This is a genomic window from Parafrankia colletiae (assembly GCF_001854655.1).
GTDB classification, from domain to species: domain Bacteria; phylum Actinomycetota; class Actinomycetes; order Frankiales; family Frankiaceae; genus Parafrankia; species Parafrankia colletiae.
Map to the genome: position 1 here is coordinate 198,309 of NZ_MBLM01000002.1, position 17,816 is coordinate 216,124.

Annotated in this window: 13 protein-coding genes and 2 pseudogenes; 4 read left to right on the forward strand and 11 right to left on the reverse strand. The window is 66.2% G+C overall.

The features are described from left to right. Positions 1-162: 162 nt before the first annotated feature. Genes CC117_RS36965 through CC117_RS00965 form a run of 4 tightly spaced genes read right to left on the reverse strand, consistent with a single transcriptional unit; the run spans position 163 to position 4,839 of the window. Entirely contained in the window at positions 163-1,635 is a 1,473-nt protein-coding gene (locus tag CC117_RS36965) for a hypothetical protein (protein ID WP_131802990.1), read from the reverse strand. A 44-nt stretch (positions 1,636-1,679) separates the two neighbouring features. Then, positions 1,680-2,690 (reverse strand): CgeB family protein, encoded by a 1,011-nt coding sequence (locus tag CC117_RS00955; protein WP_241829715.1) that lies wholly within the window; start codon positions 2,688-2,690, stop codon positions 1,680-1,682. 29 nt (positions 2,691-2,719) lie between these two features. After that, positions 2,720-4,096: a lipopolysaccharide biosynthesis protein gene (locus CC117_RS00960; protein ID WP_071081801.1), complete on the reverse strand. Its 1,377-nt coding sequence runs from the start codon at positions 4,094-4,096 to the stop codon at positions 2,720-2,722. Next, positions 4,093-4,839 carry an FkbM family methyltransferase gene (locus CC117_RS00965; protein WP_241829716.1) on the reverse strand — a complete coding sequence of 249 codons (747 nt, stop codon included), beginning with the start codon at positions 4,837-4,839 and terminating at the stop codon, positions 4,093-4,095. The genes CC117_RS00960 and CC117_RS00965 overlap by 4 nt, the downstream gene beginning before the upstream one ends. A 1,103-nt stretch (positions 4,840-5,942) precedes the next feature. Here CC117_RS00965 and CC117_RS00975 point away from each other — a divergent pair. Further along, positions 5,943-6,797: a TylF/MycF family methyltransferase gene (locus tag CC117_RS00975; protein ID WP_071081804.1), complete on the forward strand. Its 855-nt coding sequence runs from the start codon at positions 5,943-5,945 to the stop codon at positions 6,795-6,797. Between the two features lie 192 nt (positions 6,798-6,989). On the opposite strand, the pseudogene CC117_RS35860 reads toward CC117_RS00975, so the two are convergent. The 4 genes and pseudogenes from CC117_RS35860 to CC117_RS00990 all read right to left on the reverse strand — a co-directional run. Continuing rightward, positions 6,990-7,132 (reverse strand): annotated as a pseudogene (locus tag CC117_RS35860) (IS256 family transposase); the annotation flags it as partial. Positions 7,133-8,128: 996 nt separating this feature from the next. Further along, the gene (locus CC117_RS00980) at positions 8,129-9,337 is read right to left on the reverse strand and encodes a glycosyltransferase family 4 protein (protein WP_071081805.1); all 1,209 of its coding nucleotides are present in this window, start codon (positions 9,335-9,337) and stop codon (positions 8,129-8,131) included. A gap of 139 nt (positions 9,338-9,476) precedes the next feature. Then, on the reverse strand, positions 9,477-10,733 hold the full coding sequence (locus CC117_RS00985) for an alginate lyase family protein (RefSeq protein WP_071081806.1): 1,257 nt from the start codon (positions 10,731-10,733) through the stop codon (positions 9,477-9,479). A 437-nt stretch (positions 10,734-11,170) separates the two neighbouring features. Further along, the gene (locus tag CC117_RS00990) at positions 11,171-12,454 is read right to left on the reverse strand and encodes a glycosyltransferase family 4 protein (RefSeq protein ID WP_071081807.1); all 1,284 of its coding nucleotides are present in this window, start codon (positions 12,452-12,454) and stop codon (positions 11,171-11,173) included. 147 nt (positions 12,455-12,601) lie between these two features. On the opposite strand from CC117_RS00990, the gene CC117_RS00995 reads away from it, so the two are divergent. The 3 genes from CC117_RS00995 to CC117_RS01005 all read left to right on the forward strand — a co-directional run bounded on the left by CC117_RS00995 (position 12,602) and on the right by CC117_RS01005 (position 16,165). Continuing rightward, positions 12,602-13,537, forward strand: a complete 936-nt coding sequence (locus CC117_RS00995) for an NAD-dependent epimerase/dehydratase family protein (RefSeq protein WP_071081808.1) — start codon at positions 12,602-12,604, stop codon at positions 13,535-13,537. A gap of 280 nt (positions 13,538-13,817) precedes the next feature. Continuing rightward, positions 13,818-15,005 (forward strand): glycosyltransferase family 4 protein, encoded by a 1,188-nt coding sequence (locus CC117_RS01000; protein ID WP_071081809.1) that lies wholly within the window; start codon positions 13,818-13,820, stop codon positions 15,003-15,005. A 143-nt stretch (positions 15,006-15,148) separates the two neighbouring features. Further along, entirely contained in the window at positions 15,149-16,165 is a 1,017-nt protein-coding gene (locus CC117_RS01005) for a UDP-glucuronic acid decarboxylase family protein (RefSeq protein WP_071081810.1), read from the forward strand. Between the two features lie 64 nt (positions 16,166-16,229). Here the strand turns inward: CC117_RS01005 and CC117_RS40850 are convergent. The 3 genes and pseudogenes from CC117_RS40850 to CC117_RS33955 form a co-directional block, all read right to left on the reverse strand. Continuing rightward, positions 16,230-16,530, reverse strand: a pseudogene (locus CC117_RS40850) (IS30 family transposase); the annotation flags it as partial. 33 nt (positions 16,531-16,563) lie between these two features. Further along, positions 16,564-16,800, reverse strand: coding sequence for a hypothetical protein (locus CC117_RS01010; RefSeq protein WP_071081811.1), 237 nt, complete (start codon positions 16,798-16,800; stop codon positions 16,564-16,566). A 35-nt stretch (positions 16,801-16,835) separates the two neighbouring features. Next, positions 16,836-17,558 (reverse strand): arsenate reductase/protein-tyrosine-phosphatase family protein, encoded by a 723-nt coding sequence (locus CC117_RS33955; protein ID WP_084131206.1) that lies wholly within the window; start codon positions 17,556-17,558, stop codon positions 16,836-16,838. Between the last annotated feature and the right edge of the window lie 258 nt (positions 17,559-17,816).

Here is a 17,816-nt window from a genome sequence, read left to right on the forward strand (position 1 = left end):
AACAGCCCGATAGCTGTCCCCGATAACATCGGATCAGCGATGCCACACGCCTACCAGTCTAGTTCCTCCTCACGTCGAGCTTTCGCACCGTTCACCGTGTCTCCAAATGGCCGGCAATGCATCGGTGGGCGCCGCACCAGACCACGAAAATCACGTTGTCGACTATCCATGAGATTTCCYTTTCACCCCACCGAAAGCGAACCGAYATACCATAAGGGACATGCAGAACTCGAGTGGGAGACTTGCGATGATATTCGAGTACGGCCGCTCGTGAGTGACGAGGAGCAGCATCATCGGGACGAAGATCACTACATACCGAGGATCCGAAAATGGGTGCAGCACATCGTCGATCAGCCTGCTGAATCCACCAAGAACGAACATCCCCACCGCAACCACCAGAATCCCGCCATAACGGTAGAGGTCGGCTATCGGGGAAATCGCGCCGGCGGTGTACAGGCTCGCGTCGGTGCCATAGTATWCTCGATTGAAGGTGTATCCATCCACCGCTATCGGCTTATTGGGCCACAGGGCCCGTGGTACAGCTCTTAGTGCCGGCTCCAGTACGAGTTCCTTGACGTCACGGTAAGGAACTATGGTCGGAGTACGCTGAACTACGATCGCAATGCTGTCTATTCCACGCAGACGCGCAGACAAATACGTTGTCGGGCCATCCGGCTCGGAGGAACCCGACCTCCGGTCACTGACTGTTCTAGACAGCAGATCTGGCGCCGAACGCAGCGCGGCGCTTGTTCCGAGGTGCGATTCAGGACCGCGGACCAGGCCCCGATATACCGCGTTGAAAGGGACCACCACAAAGACAAAAACAGCTGCAGCCGAGCAGAGCAGGCGAACCGGGAGCCGTCTGCGCATCGCAACATAGGCGACGCAGGCGCTCACGACAGTTATAACGAACTGCCCTTTCATGCCGCTGATCAACGCGAACACGGTCTCGATGAGGGCGAGCGCTGCCACGCACGTGCGGCGGCGGGCGCCACCATGTCGGCCCAGGTCGGCCACCGCGATCATCAGACCGGCCACGCCGAGGTTGGCTGCCATCGACAGTGGATAAGCGAAGGGGCTCGAATCACTTACGCGCTTCGACACGTCGCCCAGGTACCCGTACTGGCCGAGTGCCAGCAGCACGATCCTGGCCGCCGTGGCAACGAATTCCAGGATCCACGGAACCGCAGGTGAGCGCAGGCGGAAAAGGGAACCCGGTGCCGCAAACCTGCCGAAGTTCCGTGCCACGGCCGTCGCCGCACGCCCCAGAGTCAGTAGATATCCGGCTGTCCAGATCGCGACGGCAAGGCTGACGACCTTGAGAGCCTCAAGCACACTCACACGGTCGATCTGGGCGACAAGTCCCAGCTGCGGCGCTGTCCATGTCGTCGTCAACAGCCCAAGGACCAGGCCGGTCCATGCCAGATACCAAGGCCCGAGGCGAATCTCACCAAGGCCGCTGCTTCGGCCGCAACGCGCGCCGACCAGCATGATCGCGCTGACGCATTCCAGCGTCAGCGCGACCGACCGCAGGATGATCCTGGAGTTTTCGGAGAGACTCCATAGGCCTTCTGCTGACCATAGCACCACACTTGCAGCCGCCAACGGAACCCAGGCCACGGGGATGGCGGCCACTACCGGTGACGAGCGCCGTCCCTGCGGCAGCGTCCCGATTGGGCTTACCACAAGATTTCCAGTAGCCGCGTGAGACGAGCCTGATAGGTGTGATCCCGGTGGCTTCGAACGGTCGCGGCATCACYGACGGAACGCGCCGCCGGCAGATCGTCCATGCACCACTTGATGCGCCCCAGCAGTTCTTCGAAGGTCGTGAACCCAAGGATCTCACGCTCCTCGTCATACAGGCTTTCCAGCGGAGGTCGACGTTCGCACAGGACAACGGCACCRCACGCCGCCGCTTCGAACAGGCGGCAGTTGACACTGGTCATCTCCGCCGGATGCAACGCGTTCACGACCGCGAGTGYCTCGCGGAAGACGCTTGCCTTCTCTGCCCCTGTCACGTACCGGCCCGTGTGCCGCTTGACCAGTCGCTCGTCCCGGAGCCATCTCGGAATCGGCGGGCCGTAGATCTGGACTTCGACGCCGTGACGGATCAGTTCTGTGATCAGCCGGGCGCGGCTCGGATACATATTGCCGACGAACACTACATGGCGCTGCCCGTTCGCCGTCTCCGGCGGCCGGTGCCGGGCGGGGTTGCAAGCCTCCGGCAGATAGTACGCTGGAAGGCGGAGGACGTCGGCGAGCCTGGTCGTCAGCAGAGGGTCCTTGAAGAAGAGGGCGTCGTAGTCGCCCAGCAGAAACTGCTGACGACCCAGGTTGGCGACACAGTCAGGAAACCACAGGCACACGCGGATCCCGCGCCGTCTGAGGTTCTGGACCGTCTGGGGCAGAAGCGCCTGGACGGCTATTACTGTGCTGACGCGCTCGCGTTCTGCACGTGCCACGATCTGTCGCTGGTAAGTCACGTCAACCCTGTCGACGGCACTGCGCAGGGCAAGAACGGGCCCCCGCGGCCAGCCGTTCGGCATTGGAATCGCGGGTCCGAGAGCCACCGGCTGAACGCCGATATCGGGAAGACAGTTCATGATGTTTTCAGCGAAGCCATCAAACCCCAGCGGGCCGACCACGCCTACACGCTCTCCGCTACCGGAGACTCGATCGTCGGTCGCCACGGGAGCTTCCTCCACGTTCCTCGCTCCAGTCATACACCGTTTCCTCTTCCGGTACTTGTGACGGTCTTCCGCATAAGCTGCCCGCGCCGTGCGGAAATCAGCTGTCTGAATCTCACCAGAACGGTGTGTAGCGGTGTGTCGAGGACTACCAGCACCGAACGGAGAAGCAGAATGAAGGTGATTCCGCTCGCGATGCTGGAAGCRATCGCCGCGCCATAGATCCCCATGGTGGGCGTCAATCCGGCCAGGAGCGCGCACTTGGCAATCAGGTCAACGAGCTCGCACCGTGCTACCGCAAGGTTCTCACCCAGGCCGCGCAGGATCTCGTGCATCGCACGGTTGCAGCCGAAGAGTGCGACACCGCCCGCCATGAGCCAGAGGAGGTCGATGCTGTCTCGGAACTGTTCACCCAGCAATGCCACCAGAAGGAAAGGAGCTACAGCGCTGATCGAAATCACGAGTACGGTTCCGCTCAGGAGGCTCGCGGCTACCGCCGCGAAGGTGATCCGAAGAATGCCACTCCCGCGCGACGCCGGGGTGGTCTCGCTCGACCTGGATGCGGCCAGGCGGGRCATCGCGACGAGGCCGAACGCTGAACAGAGCGGAATACCCACGATAATTATCGAGTTTGCGACTGTGTAGCGACCGAGCTGTGCAGGCTCCACCAGGACAGCCAGCAACAGGACGTCGAGCCGCGATGCCAACGCATGTGGAATGGTCGACAGCATGGTCGCGGAGCCGTAGCGAGCGAGGTCCACGCCGACGTCACGGCGCAGGTGGCCTCTCCCCGGCAGCGTCCGACCACCAAGCATCGCTGCGACCAAGGTCTGTACGACGAGAGATGCGATCATGCACCATACGGCCAACGTGACCGTAAGCGTGGCCCCCAGGACGACCAGAAAGATCAATATACTGTAGGCGGCTGGCTGTATGACGCGCGCCAGGTTCCAGGCGGGAATGCTTGTCGCCTGTAGTGCAAATACCCAGCACGAGCCGGCGAAAATAAGCGGTTGCGCCATGAAGGCGATACGGAACGCGGCGACCGCCTCGGAGTCACCTGTCGTGATCCACGGCGCGGCGATTATCCCGGCGACAGCCACGACCACGCCGATCACGAAAAGTATCAGGGCGCCGGTTCTAACCACATCCCGACCTTGGGACGGGTTTTTCGCCACGAAGTAGCAGATGGCTGCGGTGATTCCCCCTTCGCAGATGGTGGCTGCTGTCAGCGTATAGGCGATGATCGTCGCGTAGGTGCCTCGTCCAGACGCTCCCAGGACACGTGCCAGAAAAAGTCCGCTGAGGAGTCCGAAGAGCGCTATGAGCATGCTGCTGCCAGCCGTCGACCGAACCGCCCTGAAATACCCGCCATCTACACCCGGGCGCCGACGCCGCCTCCCTGTCACGTTGTCTGGTTTCTAGGAAAACGGATCCGCTTCAGTTCTGCCACGACGTGATCAAAACGTTCCCATTTCGGCGTCAGAGCAAGAACATTGGACGAGAAACTGCCCTGACCGGACAGCCCGTGCCGACTCAGGTTCAGAATCCGGTAGCCGAGGCCGGCGAGGTTGTCAACGATGTCGGCTACTGTCATCCCGCGTCGCTCGAGATGGGTCGGCAGAAGCTCCAGCAGCACTGCCGGGCGTGCTGTCGAGAGGAGGTCTGCCGCGCCCTGCAGGACGTCCAGCTCAAATCCCTCGACGTCGATCTTCACCAAAACGGGGGGCCGCCGGGTGGCGGCGTAGGCGCTCAGCGTGGTCAGTGGCACGCTGACATCAGGCTGACTGCCGTCAGTCACCGGATGGGCGAGCCCGGAGGCGTTCCGGTGTATTCTCATGCCGAGCTCTCCCTCGCTGGCACCGACGGCGGAGCGCGAGATACGCACATTCTGCAGCTGGTTCTGTTCGACGAGTGCCGCGAGTGTCGCTCGGGTCCCATCCACCGGTTCGAAGGCATGAACCTCTCCGTAATCGCCCACGAGCCCGGCCGCCCACAGGGTGTAGACGCCGATGTTCGCACCGACGTCGTAACAGCAGTCGCCAGGCTCGAGAATGGCCGAAAAGACCGACGCAAGGGCCGGCGGCCGGTAGCAGAGCGACACGAGGGAACTGACCGAACCGTCTCGGCAGTGGTCCAGAGAGAAGGTCATGCCATTTGACAGCCGACCAGACAATGGCCCTGTATATTGCATGCTCGGGCCCCGCACCAGAGACGTCAGTCGGTCCCGACCCCTTATTTCTGGCAGCCGTGCAGCGAGCTGGGTGGCCACCCGCCAGCGCATCGGACCACTCACACGAAGGTCTACATTAGATGAGATCTTCAAGCCCTCGTCAGACACGCAGTCTTCGTACCACGCTAAACGTTCGAAGTAGCGGACCCGACGAGTGTCGCGCAATGTTGATCGCCTGCCCGCCGGGGCTGTTCTGAAAGACAGCAGAATCGCCACATGTCTCGACTGCGGCAAAAAGGGAGGCATAAGCATGCCCGTGAGGTGGCACCCGGACGCGGCCTGGATGACCGGCCACCACAGGGCGGCACTCGCCCGCGGCACGGCGTCGTCCCCTACCCGCCCGGGTCAGCGTGCTGACGTCCGAGACGGCGCTGGTCGGCGTGCCCGAACAGCCCTCGGCGCGCCTCCACTGACGGCGGTGACCGGCGCCTACCGTCTTCCCTCGCAGCCCGACTGGGGGCAGTTGGGGATGGCCACCGAGACCGAACTGCCCGCAACGAACACCGAGGAGAGACAGGGCCCGTGCCTGCCGGCAGACCGTCCACCACGGCTGGCCGGCCGCCCGCCTGGCTTGCGCCCACCGCGCTCCAGGTAGGGCCGTGCCGGCCGGATGGGCCCTTCGACCGTCCTGCTCACGGGCGACCGCAGGGAATCGACCGGCATCGCGTGGTCGTCGTAGCCAACGGGGTCTCGGCGTCCGACCGCGAACAGGACGCAGCGGGGACGCTGCTCGCCCGGTACGGCCTCACCGGCACCGCTGTGTGCTGTTCTCGCCCGACTGCACTGGATCCAGGAAGTGGATCTGCTCGTCGATACGTTCATCTTGACGGTCCCGGCCGGTCCGGCTGGCGGTGCGCGGCGAGCCGGCGTCACCGACCAGCGGGTCGGTCCAGCAGGTGATCTCGTTGATCCGCGTCCTTGGTGTCGGAATCTTTTTCACCGGAGCCCTGCCCGGCGAGCGGACGCATGAACTCCTGGTCTCGGAGTAGAAAACTTTCCAAAAATACCAACAGGAGCCCAGAATGGCTTATCCGACAACTACCACCAACGCGAAGCATATAGCTGGTTCATCCGAATTGACCGAACAATACCTGAACCTTCTCCAGGACACTCTCACGTTCTCCCTGTGGGACAGCGGGGACGGGCAGGTCTGGTATCCCACCAGCGTCGCCAAGCGCGCGCTCGCACGGTTCCTGGAATCGTATGGCCTGGAGATCACCCGGCCCACCACGGCCGAAGTACGCAACTACGGCGGGGACTGGCCACGGCTCGCCCACACGATGACAGGTTCACTGAGGATGCGGAACCTTCGGGACAGCGTGGAGACTGTGCTCGCCGAGGGTGTCCCAGGCGACCTCATCGAGACCGGAGTGTGGCGCGGCGGATCATGCATCCTGATGCGAGGTATCCTCCTCGCGTATGGAGTCGATGACCGCACCGTGTGGGTGGCCGACTCCTTCAGGGGACTACCCAAGGCAGATATCGCGCGCTACCCCGAAGACGCCGGCGACCGCCACCACGAGCAGGTTGCTCTCGCGGTGAGCGAGGAGGATGTCCGCGAGAATTTCCGGCGCTACGGGCTGCTCGACGGCCAGGTACGATTCCTCAGCGGCTGGTTCCAGGACACTCTGCCCACCGCRCCGATCAAGCAGATCGCCGTGCTCAGGCTCGACGGGGACATGTACGGGAGCACGATGGACGCGCTTGAGGCGCTGTATCCACGCCTCGCCGACGGCGGATTCTGCATTGTGGACGACTATGGCGCTGTGGAGGGATGTCGCCGCGCGGTGGAAGACTACCGGACGCGGCACGACATCACGGAGCCGCTCACGAAAATCGACTGGGCTGGAGTGTACTGGCGTCGAAAGTCCGGCTGATCATCGCGGATCCCTTGACGTCCCTTTTCGGGTGGACCGAGCTGGGACCGGCTGCGGTCACGGGCCCGTCTCACGGTTACGGGCCCGTGTCCGAGAGGTCTGGCTGCGGCCAGGGCCCCGGCAAGTTCGCTGAGGAAGCGACCCGTGGGCTGTGTCGGGGAGAAACAGTCGGGACTTGGTGATGGGTGGGGTGGTGGGGCGTTCGACGAGCTGGCCGCCCTCGAAGACGGTGCCAGCGCGGATGAGAGCGACGAGGTGGGGTGCGTTGCCGCCCGCCAGCGGGCCTGAGCGGCCTCGATCAGCTTGAACGCCATCGCCGGGCCGACGGCCTGTGAGATGGCCGTTACGCGCGACGCGCTCTTGCTCACCCTGACGACCTGCGCCGCCCTGACGGCAGCCCGATCGTTCACGGCGGTCGCCGAGTGGGCCGCGGACGCCGGTGATATCGGGGTCGGTGCAGGGCGCTGCACAGGACCCCGGGCGGGGCTGGTGCGCCGTCGACTGGCCAACAGCGGTGGCTCAGCCGGCAGCCCAGCCGCACGGCTCCCGTCGTCTCCCGGCAGCCTGGCTGATCGTCTCCTGACATTCAGCCCGACGTCGGCCGTCGCCGGCCGTCGATGAGGAGGAACCAGCCCAGCCGGTCTCCTCCCAGCCGGGAGATCCCTGGGGCGCAGCGCCGGTCCCAGTAGGTCGACACGGGTCGCACCCGCAGGTCGACCAGCAGATCCTCCAGCAGGGTCTGGAGCTCGGTGACCGTGAACCCTCTGGTTCCCGGGCTCTCGATGTGGCTGATCGCCTCTGCCGGCGACGTCAGAGGTCGACCTCTGAGTAGCCCGAACCGGGCCCCCGCCGCGGCCGCTACCCAGGACCGACGGTGGTGCCGTATTCACCGCGTAGCATCCGGCCGGACGTAGGACCCCCGCCGGCAGCCTGCCGACGCGATACTCGCACCGGGCGATCTCGGTGAATCCAGYGGTCACCAGCAGCTCCCTGACCAGGCGCTCGGTGGGCTGCCAGTGGTGCGGGCCCGAGGCCACCAGCGACCGTACGCGAGACCAACCGGCAGGTCGGCGCTCTGGGTGGGAATAAAGTTCGGTGTTGAAGCGCCGCCCGCTATCAGGCCCTCCCGCTATGAGCGTGCGGGCGAGTGCCTCCGCGTCGGGAAGCGCGAGCCGGAGCACGCTACCCGGTCCGACTACTCGGTGACACTCACGCAGAACGCCCTGGGCCTCCGAATCAGACCACCGACCGTGCTGCCACCCGTGGTTCCTCCCAGGGCGGGCGGTCGATCAGGCCCTTGCACATGAGGTTCACGGAGCCTGTTCCTTGTTCTACGCATTGACCAGCTGCCCGGACAGCTGTGCCGTCGCGGCCTCGATTGCGGCCGCCTCGTACCCACGAGCTGTCGCCGTGATCGAGTAACGGTCCACTCGTTCCCTGATGCGTGCCGGCAGTCCGGGGTCCGTAAGGCTGTCAACCGCCGCGGTCAGGGCGGTGACGAGATCCGTCACGTCACCGGTGCGGAAGACACGTCCCAGACCGCGCACGAGGTCGGGAGCGCAGCCGACGCTGTCGCTGACGACCGGCAGCAGCCCGCAGGCCATCGCCTCGTTGACGACCAGACCCCACGGCTCGTGCGACGACGGCAGAACGAGGATGTCACCGAGGCTGTAGACGGCGGGGATCTCAGACTGGTTGACGAATCCCACGCAGGCGGCTGCCAGCCCCTGGCAGTCCTGCTCCACCTCGGCCCGCACAGGGCCGTCCCCCATGATGATCAGGGCGACTCGATCACCCATCGACCTGACCGCGGACACAACGTCAAGCGGGCGCTTCCGCTCCTGCAGCTTCCCCGAGAACAGCACGACGGGACGGTCCGTGGGCAGGCCAAGCTCCGCCAGACGCGCGGCCCGGCCCGGGCGAGCGGTCGCCGCCGCCACGGAGAACCGGTCGTTGTCCACCGAATAGGGCGCGAAGAACTGGCGCGCGACGGAGAACCGCTCGTAGAAGGCCGCGTTGAGCTCACCGATCGCGAGGCCCGCCGCGCAGTGACGCACCGACGCGCCCGCGACGACATCCCGCAGCCGCGCCTTCCACCCGCCCGCCGCGCAGTGCTGCCGGGCCTCGCCGCGCAGCAGGTACGGCCGCCCGCTCGCACGGGCCAGGACGCTGCCCGTGAGCATCCACGGATTCGCATGACCGTGGATGACGACGACATCCTGCTCACGGATCCAGGAACGCAGGTTTTGGCTGACCGTCCCGATATTCCCACGTCCCCCCTTTCCCGCGTCCAGGAACCGGTGTGGGTAGCCCTCGAGCAGATCGATGTCCCACGCGACGTCCAGGCCGAATCCCTTGTCCCGGTAGCTGCGTGCTCCGGCCGCGGACAGGAAGGCCACTTCCAACCGGACGCGCTGCCGGCTGGCAATCTGCCGGTACAGGGGCGCCTGGTACTGGATCAGATGCGTGGCGAGAACCCCGAGCCGGGGCGTTGTCGGATCAGTGGATCCATACCGGATGGTTCCCTCGGGTATGCGCATAGACGCTCCTTGTCCCTTGATTCGGGGATCTTCTGCTCTGGGTGGGCGTACCGGCGCCACTGACTGGAATCAGCTCGGCAGGAACCCGCAGCCGTCTCACCGCGGCTCGGTTGTCGTTCCGAGGGGTGCCGCGGCCGTCTCAGGCACTGGCCGCTGGAATCGGTCTCAGYCGGGTGACCAGCGTGACCGGCAACCGGGTGACCAGCCGATAGACAGCCACGTCGTGCACGACGGTGCGGTTCCACCCGGACGCCGCGAGCGCGCGTTCCACCTGCCAGCCGCCCCGCCGGGCGCTGTCGTCGGTGCAGATCACCAGCTGTCCACCGCAGCGATGTCGAACAAGCACACCGTCATCAGTCCCGGTCACGCGCACTGCGGGATCCAGGGGAAAGACCGCTTCGATCTGGTGACGCCCCCTCCCCGTCAGCCGATCGGACACCGTCACCAGCTCCGGGCCGACATCCCATCGCCGCTGGTGCACCACCGGGTCGCGCAGGTACCGGTACCCGTCATGCCACGCCGACAGGACCGCTCCGCCGTCGGCTCGCGGGCGCAGCGTCGCCTCGCGCACCCGGGACCGCCGCCCGGTCCGGAAGGCGCCCCAAACCTCGCTGGAATCCAAGCCATCCACGCACACCGTCGGGTGGGCTCGAGTGGAACGTTCGAACGCCCGGCGTGGGCTGGCCTCGTAGGTTGAGGTGCCCGGGTCCATGACGAAACGACGGCCGTCCAGACGCAGCTCGAATCCGAGGGTGCCCGCGTGGCTGTGCCCACCCAGCGGGCCCGGCCCGGGTCCGCCGACGTCTGCGACGAGAGCGAGACGGTCGGTACGCAGAACCGCGAACCCGGAGTCCGCCAACAACACACTCTCGTCACGGGTCCGCTCGCGGACAAGATGTCGAACAAGCGAGGGCGACACCGGAAACCCATCGTTCAGCGCGGGCAGGTACCCGTCCGGGTCGGCGATGGTCGCCAGCCAGTCGCTCATCCTGTCCACCGCGGCGCCGATCGCGTTCGGCAGTGGCACAGCCAGGGCGCCGAGGAGACCGGCCACATCCGTCAGGTCGGCGAGAACCTGGACGTGATAGGACGGTGAGCGCTCGATGTGGCCCCCGTCCTGCAGGACCTGTGCACGTGCCTGAGCGGCGAGGGCCTCTGACCACCTGGCCAGTTCGGCCCGGTCGCCGGCCGCGGCGGCCAGCCCCAGCAGTGCCTTGAGGTTCTTGAGAAGATGGTTGCCGCCCAGATCGCGTTCCAGGTTCCGGACGAGGAACCGCTGGTGTGCCCTGAGGTCGGCGCGGATCAGCTGGCCCAGCCCGTCGTCCCGGCCGAACACGGGCTCCAGCGCGCACAGCGTCCACGCGCGCAGCGACGCGACGTAGGGGGCCCAGGCCACCCGGCCCGCCTGGGGGTGGCTTCGCCAGGATCTGTAGAGCCCGCCGAATCCGGCCTGGGCGGCCGCCGTATCCGGCCACCGGGCCAACGCCCAGGCCCAGTCCCAGTAGTGCAGATGGAAACGCCAGAGCAGTGGAGCCCCGTGCTGACTCCAATCAGGTGGGCGACCCCATGGTCGGGTGTGGCCCAGGAGGGTGATACGTCCATCCAGGATCTCCGTTCCCGACGGCCACAGGTCGGACAGCCGACCGTCGATCGGGGTCCAGCCAGCAGGCCACCCCGGCCAGGTGGAGGACGCCCTGACCGGTTGTCGTAGCAGCGGGCTGTGTCTGCGCAGCACGGCAGCCTGCGCGCAGTGGCGGCGGATCCGATGGGCGAGCTGGCTCGGAGGCGTTGCCAGGACCGTTCGCGCCAGGCGACCGGGATGGACCGGAGCCGTCATGCCGGTCGTCCCGTCTCCATCAACGACCGCAGCAGCGTGAGATAGCGGTCTGCGAGCACCGGACGGTCGTAGTTCGCTGCCACGTGCTCCCGGCCGATCCGCCCCGCTTCGGCGCGTGCGGCGGGATCGGCGGCCAGTTTGCGAATGGCGGCCGCGAGTTCGACCGGGTCCTCGGGGGCCACGACCGTCGCGCCCGCGTCGGTGAGTATTTGGGCCGCCTCCCCCCGCACCGCACCGATCACTGCCTTGCCCGCGGCCAGGAGCTCGAACATCTTGGAGGGGACGAAGGTCGAGAACAGCGGGACGTCCCGCAGCGGGACGAGGCAGATGTCGGCAGCGGCCAACAGGTCGGGCACCTCGTGGCGGCCCACGTTCCCCAGCATCGAGACGTTGGACAACCCGAGCCTGGCCACGCGTTCACGCAGGCGTTCCTTCACCGCCCCTTCGCCGACGAGGGCGATGCTCATGTTTTCGTTCCGCAGCTCCGCGGCCGCATCGATCACGGACTCCAGACCCTGCGATATTCCGTGGGTGCCGAGATAGAGGACGAGGGTCTGCCCGTCGGCGGCGCCGAGTCGGCGGCGGGCTTCGGGTCGTGCGTCCCGCGGCTGAAACGACGCGACGTCGACGCCGTTGTGGATCACGATCACCTTGTTGCGCCGAATCCCCCGCCGCACGATGTCAGCCCGGAATCCCTCAGTGACCGTCACGACCGCGTCAGCCGCGCGGTAGGCCGCCAGCTCAAAGCGTTCCAGCATCGCGATGACGAACTTGTTGCGCAGCACGCCGAGGTCGACGAAGATCGCCGGCCAGAGGTCACGTACCTCGACGACAAGGCGGGCCCGCTTCGTCCGGGCGAGCAGCCATGCCGAGGCGATCGGGAAGAAGGGGCCCGAGGACACRACCACGACGTCGGCCGCTCCGGCCCGGCGGGCGCCGAGCAGGACTGCCGAGACTGCGAAGGAGATCTGACTCAATGTCTTCGGCAGCAGTCCGCCGGCGGTCGTCGCCCACAGCCAGGTACGCACCAGCCGGTAGCCGTCGGTGTGCTCGACGCGCAGGGTTGCTCCCCGGTACTGCGGCGGGATGACCCCGGTCGGGTAGTTGGGCATCCCGGTAAGGACGGTGACGTCCGCGCCCGCGGCCGCCCARTAGCTGGCGAACTCGCCGAGGCGGGCCTGCGGCGCACCGACCTCGGGCGGGAAGTAGTGGGTCACGAGCAGGACCCGCGGCCGCCGGCCTTCGCTTGCGGCACTGCCGAGGTGTGGGTTCCGGGGCACGTCGACTCCTCACCGTTCTTCGACATCAGCGGACCCCTGTCTGATCACACACAAACAGTGTGACTACTGTAAGCATTGACTCAGCTACTATCTGCATCAACACGCCGGCGGGGATGCGGCCTCGCCCGCACACGAGGAGGCTTCGGCATGGCGAAAATCCGGATCTTCGGTGCTGGCGGGTTCGTCGGGACGGCAGTGCGAGGTGCCCTCGACGCCAGGGGGCACGAGACCGCCGTGGCACCCGCCCCGCGGCTGAGCCGTCATCGCGACGAGGTGACGGACATCGGCCGGGCGCTGGCCTCCGAACCGGTTCAGGACTCGCTCGTCGAGCAGCTGTGGGGTTGTGACGTGGTCGTCAACGCCGCTGGCCTGGCGACGCCCCAGTCCGCGGCGACGCCCGAACTCTACGGCGCCAACAGCCTGTGGCCGCTGGTCCTGGCGAATGCCTGTGAGCAGGCGGGGGTACCGCGGCTGGTCCACATCAGCTCGGCGGCGGTGCAGGGCCGGACCGGCCGCCTGGACGAACGCCCCTGGCAGGAGCCGGTCAGCCCCTACGCGGAGTCGAAGGCGCTCGGAGAACGGCTGCTGCTGGCACAGGCGCAGGACGTCGGACTCCGGCTCACCGTCTACCGGCCGACGTCCGTGCACGGATCCGGCCGAGCCCTGACCCGCTCGTTCGCGAGGTTCTGCCGGCGGTGGCCGCTCGTCGTCGCCGGCAACGGAGATCAGCCTGTTCCGGCATGTCTTGTGGGCAACGTGGGCGCCGGGGTCGCCACGGTCGCCGAGGCGCAGGAGCCACCCCTGATCGCTCTCCAGCCCTACGAGGGCCAGACCGTGCGTTCCCTGTATGAGACGTTCGCCCCGACACGGCGGATACACCGGGTACCCGAGGCCACCGTCCAGCGGACACTGCGCAAGGCGGCCCCGGTCGCGTCGCGGCTGTCTCCCGTCGCATGGATCTCGCGGCGAGCCGAGCTGCTGCTTCTCGGGCAGCAGGTGGCCACCACGTGGCTCGATCAGGAGGGGTTCCGTCCCCCGCTCGGGGCGGAGGGATGGTCGCAGCTCGCCGCGGCCGTCCAGTGACCGGGGCGGTCCGAGGTCCGCCGCATCGTCCAGTCACGGCGCCGGGTCACCGGCCTCCGTCGCCGCCGTCACCTCCGTCCCAGCCGTCACATCAGCGATCACCACCAGGCCGCCCGGAGCAGCCAATATCCCGGTTTCGGCCGATCCGAAGGGTGGCGCGAGAAACACTTAATCCGCACCGGCCGGCCTGTATCAGTCGATAATCCCGCTGAGGTCGACGACTCGCCGACCCAGTCCGAGAGAATTCATCCCGGGAAATTCGATCAGTAGGATCACAGGCATGCTTCGATCTTCCTTTCGCCGCAAGGTCGCGACGAGAGAGCCGACCCAGACTCCCTGCCGGGTTCTGCTCCTCGCGCCATCCCAAGGTCTTGGCGGCGGCATCGAGCGGTACCTGTCGACCGTGGAGGAATGTCTCCGAGCCGGCGGAGCCGAGGTACACCGGATCGACATGCTACGCCCGGAGCAGAGCCTCACCGCTGCCCACAGAATCCGCTTCGCTCTCCGCGTGGTATACACCGGCCTGCGATTGGGACAGATGGACTGTGTGACAACCGGTCATCGCAACATGATCCCCCTGGGAGCTGTGGTCGCCAGAATTGTGGGCGCCAGGATGGCCCCGATCGTATTCTACGGTAACGACATCTGGGAGCTGCGGCGGTCATACCGTGCGCTGGTTTCTCGGAGCGCTACCCTTTTTCCTCTCACCATCAGTTCCTACAGCTCCGGGGCGTTGTCAACGCTCGGGCTCGCGCCGATTCTCCCGCCGGGTATCGCACCCGCCTGGCGCACGACGCTCATCGAGGAGGGCCGGCGGCAAAGAGCGCCGGCGGCCGTCCCGACGGTGCTGAGTGTGTTCCGACTGCCAGCCTGGGAAGACAAGGGCCTGCATGTCCTGRTCGAGGCACTGGCAGCGATCAGACAGCGCACCGGGCCGGTTCGCCTTGTTGTCGCGGGCCACGGCCCGCTACCGGGGGCGCTGCGGGATTTCACCTCGGCTCACCCGGAGCTGGAGTTGCATGAGAACCCCGATGACCATTTCCTGGCCAGTCTGTACGGCGAGGCCGATCTCTTCGCGCTGTGCACTCGCACCATACCTCCGAGCACCGGCGAGGGCTACGGAATCGTGCTGCTCGAGGCCCAGCTCGCGGGATGTCCGGTGGTCGGTCCCGCATTCGGCGGATCRTACGATGCGTATCAGGAGGGCCTGACGGGGGTGACGCCTGCAGACGAATCCAGCGAGGCCCTGGCTGCCGTACTGCTGGACCTGCTCACCAATAGGCCCCGGCTTGCCCGGATGAGCAGCCGGGCAGCCGAATGGGCGGTGGCCACGACYGATCCCGCCGAATACACCCGAAAGGCCGTCACCGCGCTTACCGGAACTCCGCCGGCAGACAGGCCACACCTCAGCGTTCCCATGCAGCGGGCGGCCGTCGAGCGGCTGCTCGATGGTCTCACCCGAAGCTGACCATAAAGCACCTTCCTCAGCCGGGCGGACACGGGCCATGGTCTTTTTGGAATGGTGTTCCGTGATGGCGCGAGGACGCTTTCGTACAGCCGTGGCTGGGCATCGGTCCAGGCGAAAACAACCCATCCAGCAGGAGGTCCGCCGTGCGTGTAGTGATAACCGGTGGCGCCGGATTCGTCGGCAGCCATCTCTGTGATCGCCTGTTGGCCGAGGGACACCACGTCATCTGCTTCGACAACTTCCTCACCGGCAGACACTCGAATGTAGCACACCTGCGGAGCGAGCCCCGTTTCGAGTTGCACTGCCAGGACGTCACGGATTCCGTTGACGTGGACGGCCGGGTGGACGCAGTACTTCATTTCGCCTCACCCGCCTCGCCCGTCGACTACCAGAGTTTCCCTCTGGAAACTCTGCGGGTCGGCGCCCTTGGCACCCTGCGTACGCTGGAACTGGCAGAACAGCATGGCGCCCGGTTCGTCCTCGCCTCAACTTCCGAGGTCTACGGCGACCCGACGGTGCACCCCCAGCCGGAGACATACTGGGGAAATGTGAATCCGATCGGCCCACGCAGCATGTACGACGAGGCAAAACGGTATTCGGAAGCGCTGACGACTACCTTTCGCGCGGCGAAGGGGACGAACACCGCTATCATCCGCATCTTCAATACCTACGGTCCGCGCATGCGCCCGGATGACGGCCGGGCAATACCGACGTTTGTGACCCAGGCGTTGAGCGGAAACCCGGTCACGGTGGCCGGCGACGGCCGACAGACCCGATCGGTGTGCTACGTGGACGACCTCGTCGAAGGTATCGTCAGGACGCTGGCGAGCGACGTTGCCGGGCCGCTGAACATCGGAAACCCGCATGAGATGAGCGTCCTCGAGCTGGCACGCCTCGTCATCGACCTGTGCGGCGCCGACGTACCGATCGTCTTCGTGCCCCGGCCTGGCGATGATCCGATGGTTCGACAGCCGGACATCGTTCGCGCACGCACCGAACTCGGCTGGAACCCCACTGTCGACATTCAGAGCGGGCTCCTGCGCACCATATCCTGGTTCAGGGCAGATGCTGTCGCGGCGGCGTCTCTCATGACGGACGTGCCGCTCCCTCGGCAGGAATCTGCCCAGCCGGCACGCGCGCCACAGGCGTCGGGCGGGTGATTGCGCGAGTGTCTCGCTGGCGCAATCACACACATCCGCCGCTTCAGCCGCGCCCACGCGCCCACGCGAGAACGGGGAGCATGACTGCCAGCAGCACGTCGGCGCCGTGCCCGGCTGGCAGGTGGACCAGGCGTAGGTAGCGGCTGGTGCGGTCGACCAGCGTGCCAATCGCCGGCCGGCTGGCGGTGCCGACGACCAGGTCTCCTTTCCAGCCATCCGATGCGGGCGCGGGTTTCGACCGTGGCGGGCCGGCGGGCGATCGACACCGCCGGGGCGACGAAACGAACCTGACGCTGCTTCGGTTTCCGTCGGCATTTGCGCAGCCGCCGGGTGACTTCCCTGCTCAGCCCGCCTTTCCCGTGGAATTTCGTTCTAGTACTCCAACCCGACTTCTGTGATCAATTGAGTTGTAGGGCTGCGACCTGGCGGTGATAGTGGCTGGCTTGTGCGTGTGCCTGGTGGCGGCGTCGCCACCAGGACCAGGACGGCACGAAGCCGGTGGCCGGGTCGGGTCGGGGTATCGCGAGCTGGATGATGAGGTGGCGGACCTCGTTGACGGTGAGCGGGATGAGCCCGTCGGCGGGTTCGGTGTCAGGCGCCCCGGCGGTGGTGAGATGGTCCACCTGCCCGTTCACGCCCCTGACTGAACCAGGTCGAGGTCCACTTCTCCTCAGGAATGGTGTGCAGGCGGGGCCGCTTCGGGAGTCTGGCCTGGGCCACGAGGCTCCTCTGCGAAAACGGTCAGCCACCGGATCAACGGGTCCAGCGCCCTCTCGATAGAGTCCGCGCAGGCCCGGAAGGCGTCGAGGTCACGGCCAAGAGGATCTTCGAGGTCGTCATCGCCCAGGCGTACGGGAGGTACTGTCCCGCGTGCCGACGCACTGGCGGCGACAAGCGCGCTCCCCGCAGACCGCAGGCCTCCCTGCTGGTTGCAGGCAGCAAGCTGGGCTTTGACTGCAGTCGGGTGATCCGGTGTCAAAACCGCCGTCAGACGTGCGAATTCGAGCAGGGTGAAAGCCCGTCTGACGGCCCGCGGTGTCTGCGCGACGACGTCGGCCCGGTGGGCACGCGTCATGCAGAGAATCAGGTCCGCCTCCGCCACCATGGCAGGCGTGACCTGACGGGCGCGGAAACCAGCGCCCACCACTCGCCGTTCGGCCAGCACGGTCGCCGCATGCGGATCCATCGGATCGCCGACCAGTGCGCGCGTCCCCGCACTACTGACAATCACCGCACTCTCACCCTGCTCTGCCCTGCTTGCCAGCGTTGCCAGGCGATTCAGGCGGGTTGCGGCGAGGCGTTCCGCCATCGGTGAACGGCAGATGTTGCCAGTACAGATCACGAGGATCGACCAGGTGGCCCGGCCCTTATCCTCGTCCGGAAACCTAACCATCCCGCGGACCCCAACCTCACCATCGATATCATATCGACCAGGTAACAGAAATCCATAATCCAAGCGCGACAAGTGAACTTACTATAGATCACGAAAGCAGCCCGGCTACAGAGGGTTCATACCACAGAGTTTCCTGGAAGCCTTTGACAGCGCGGATCACCGTGGCCGGGAGAGGGAAGCCGGCAGGGAGGGTGGTGCGGAAGAGATCACTCTTCCGCACCACCCTCCCTGCCGTACCGCAGCCACGACAGCGGTCGC

Coding starts and splice junctions, on each gene's coding strand:
- CC117_RS00980 (WP_071081805.1), bottom strand. CDS start 9,337: ATGCGCATACCCGAGGGAACCATCCGGTATGGATCCACTGATCCGACA.
- CC117_RS00965 (WP_241829716.1), bottom strand. CDS start 4,839: ATGACCTTCTCTCTGGACCACTGCCGAGACGGTTCGGTCAGTTCCCTC.
- CC117_RS00995 (WP_071081808.1), top strand. CDS start 12,602: ATGGCGAAAATCCGGATCTTCGGTGCTGGCGGGTTCGTCGGGACGGCA.
- CC117_RS33955 (WP_084131206.1), bottom strand. CDS start 17,558: ATGGTTAGGTTTCCGGACGAGGATAAGGGCCGGGCCACCTGGTCGATC.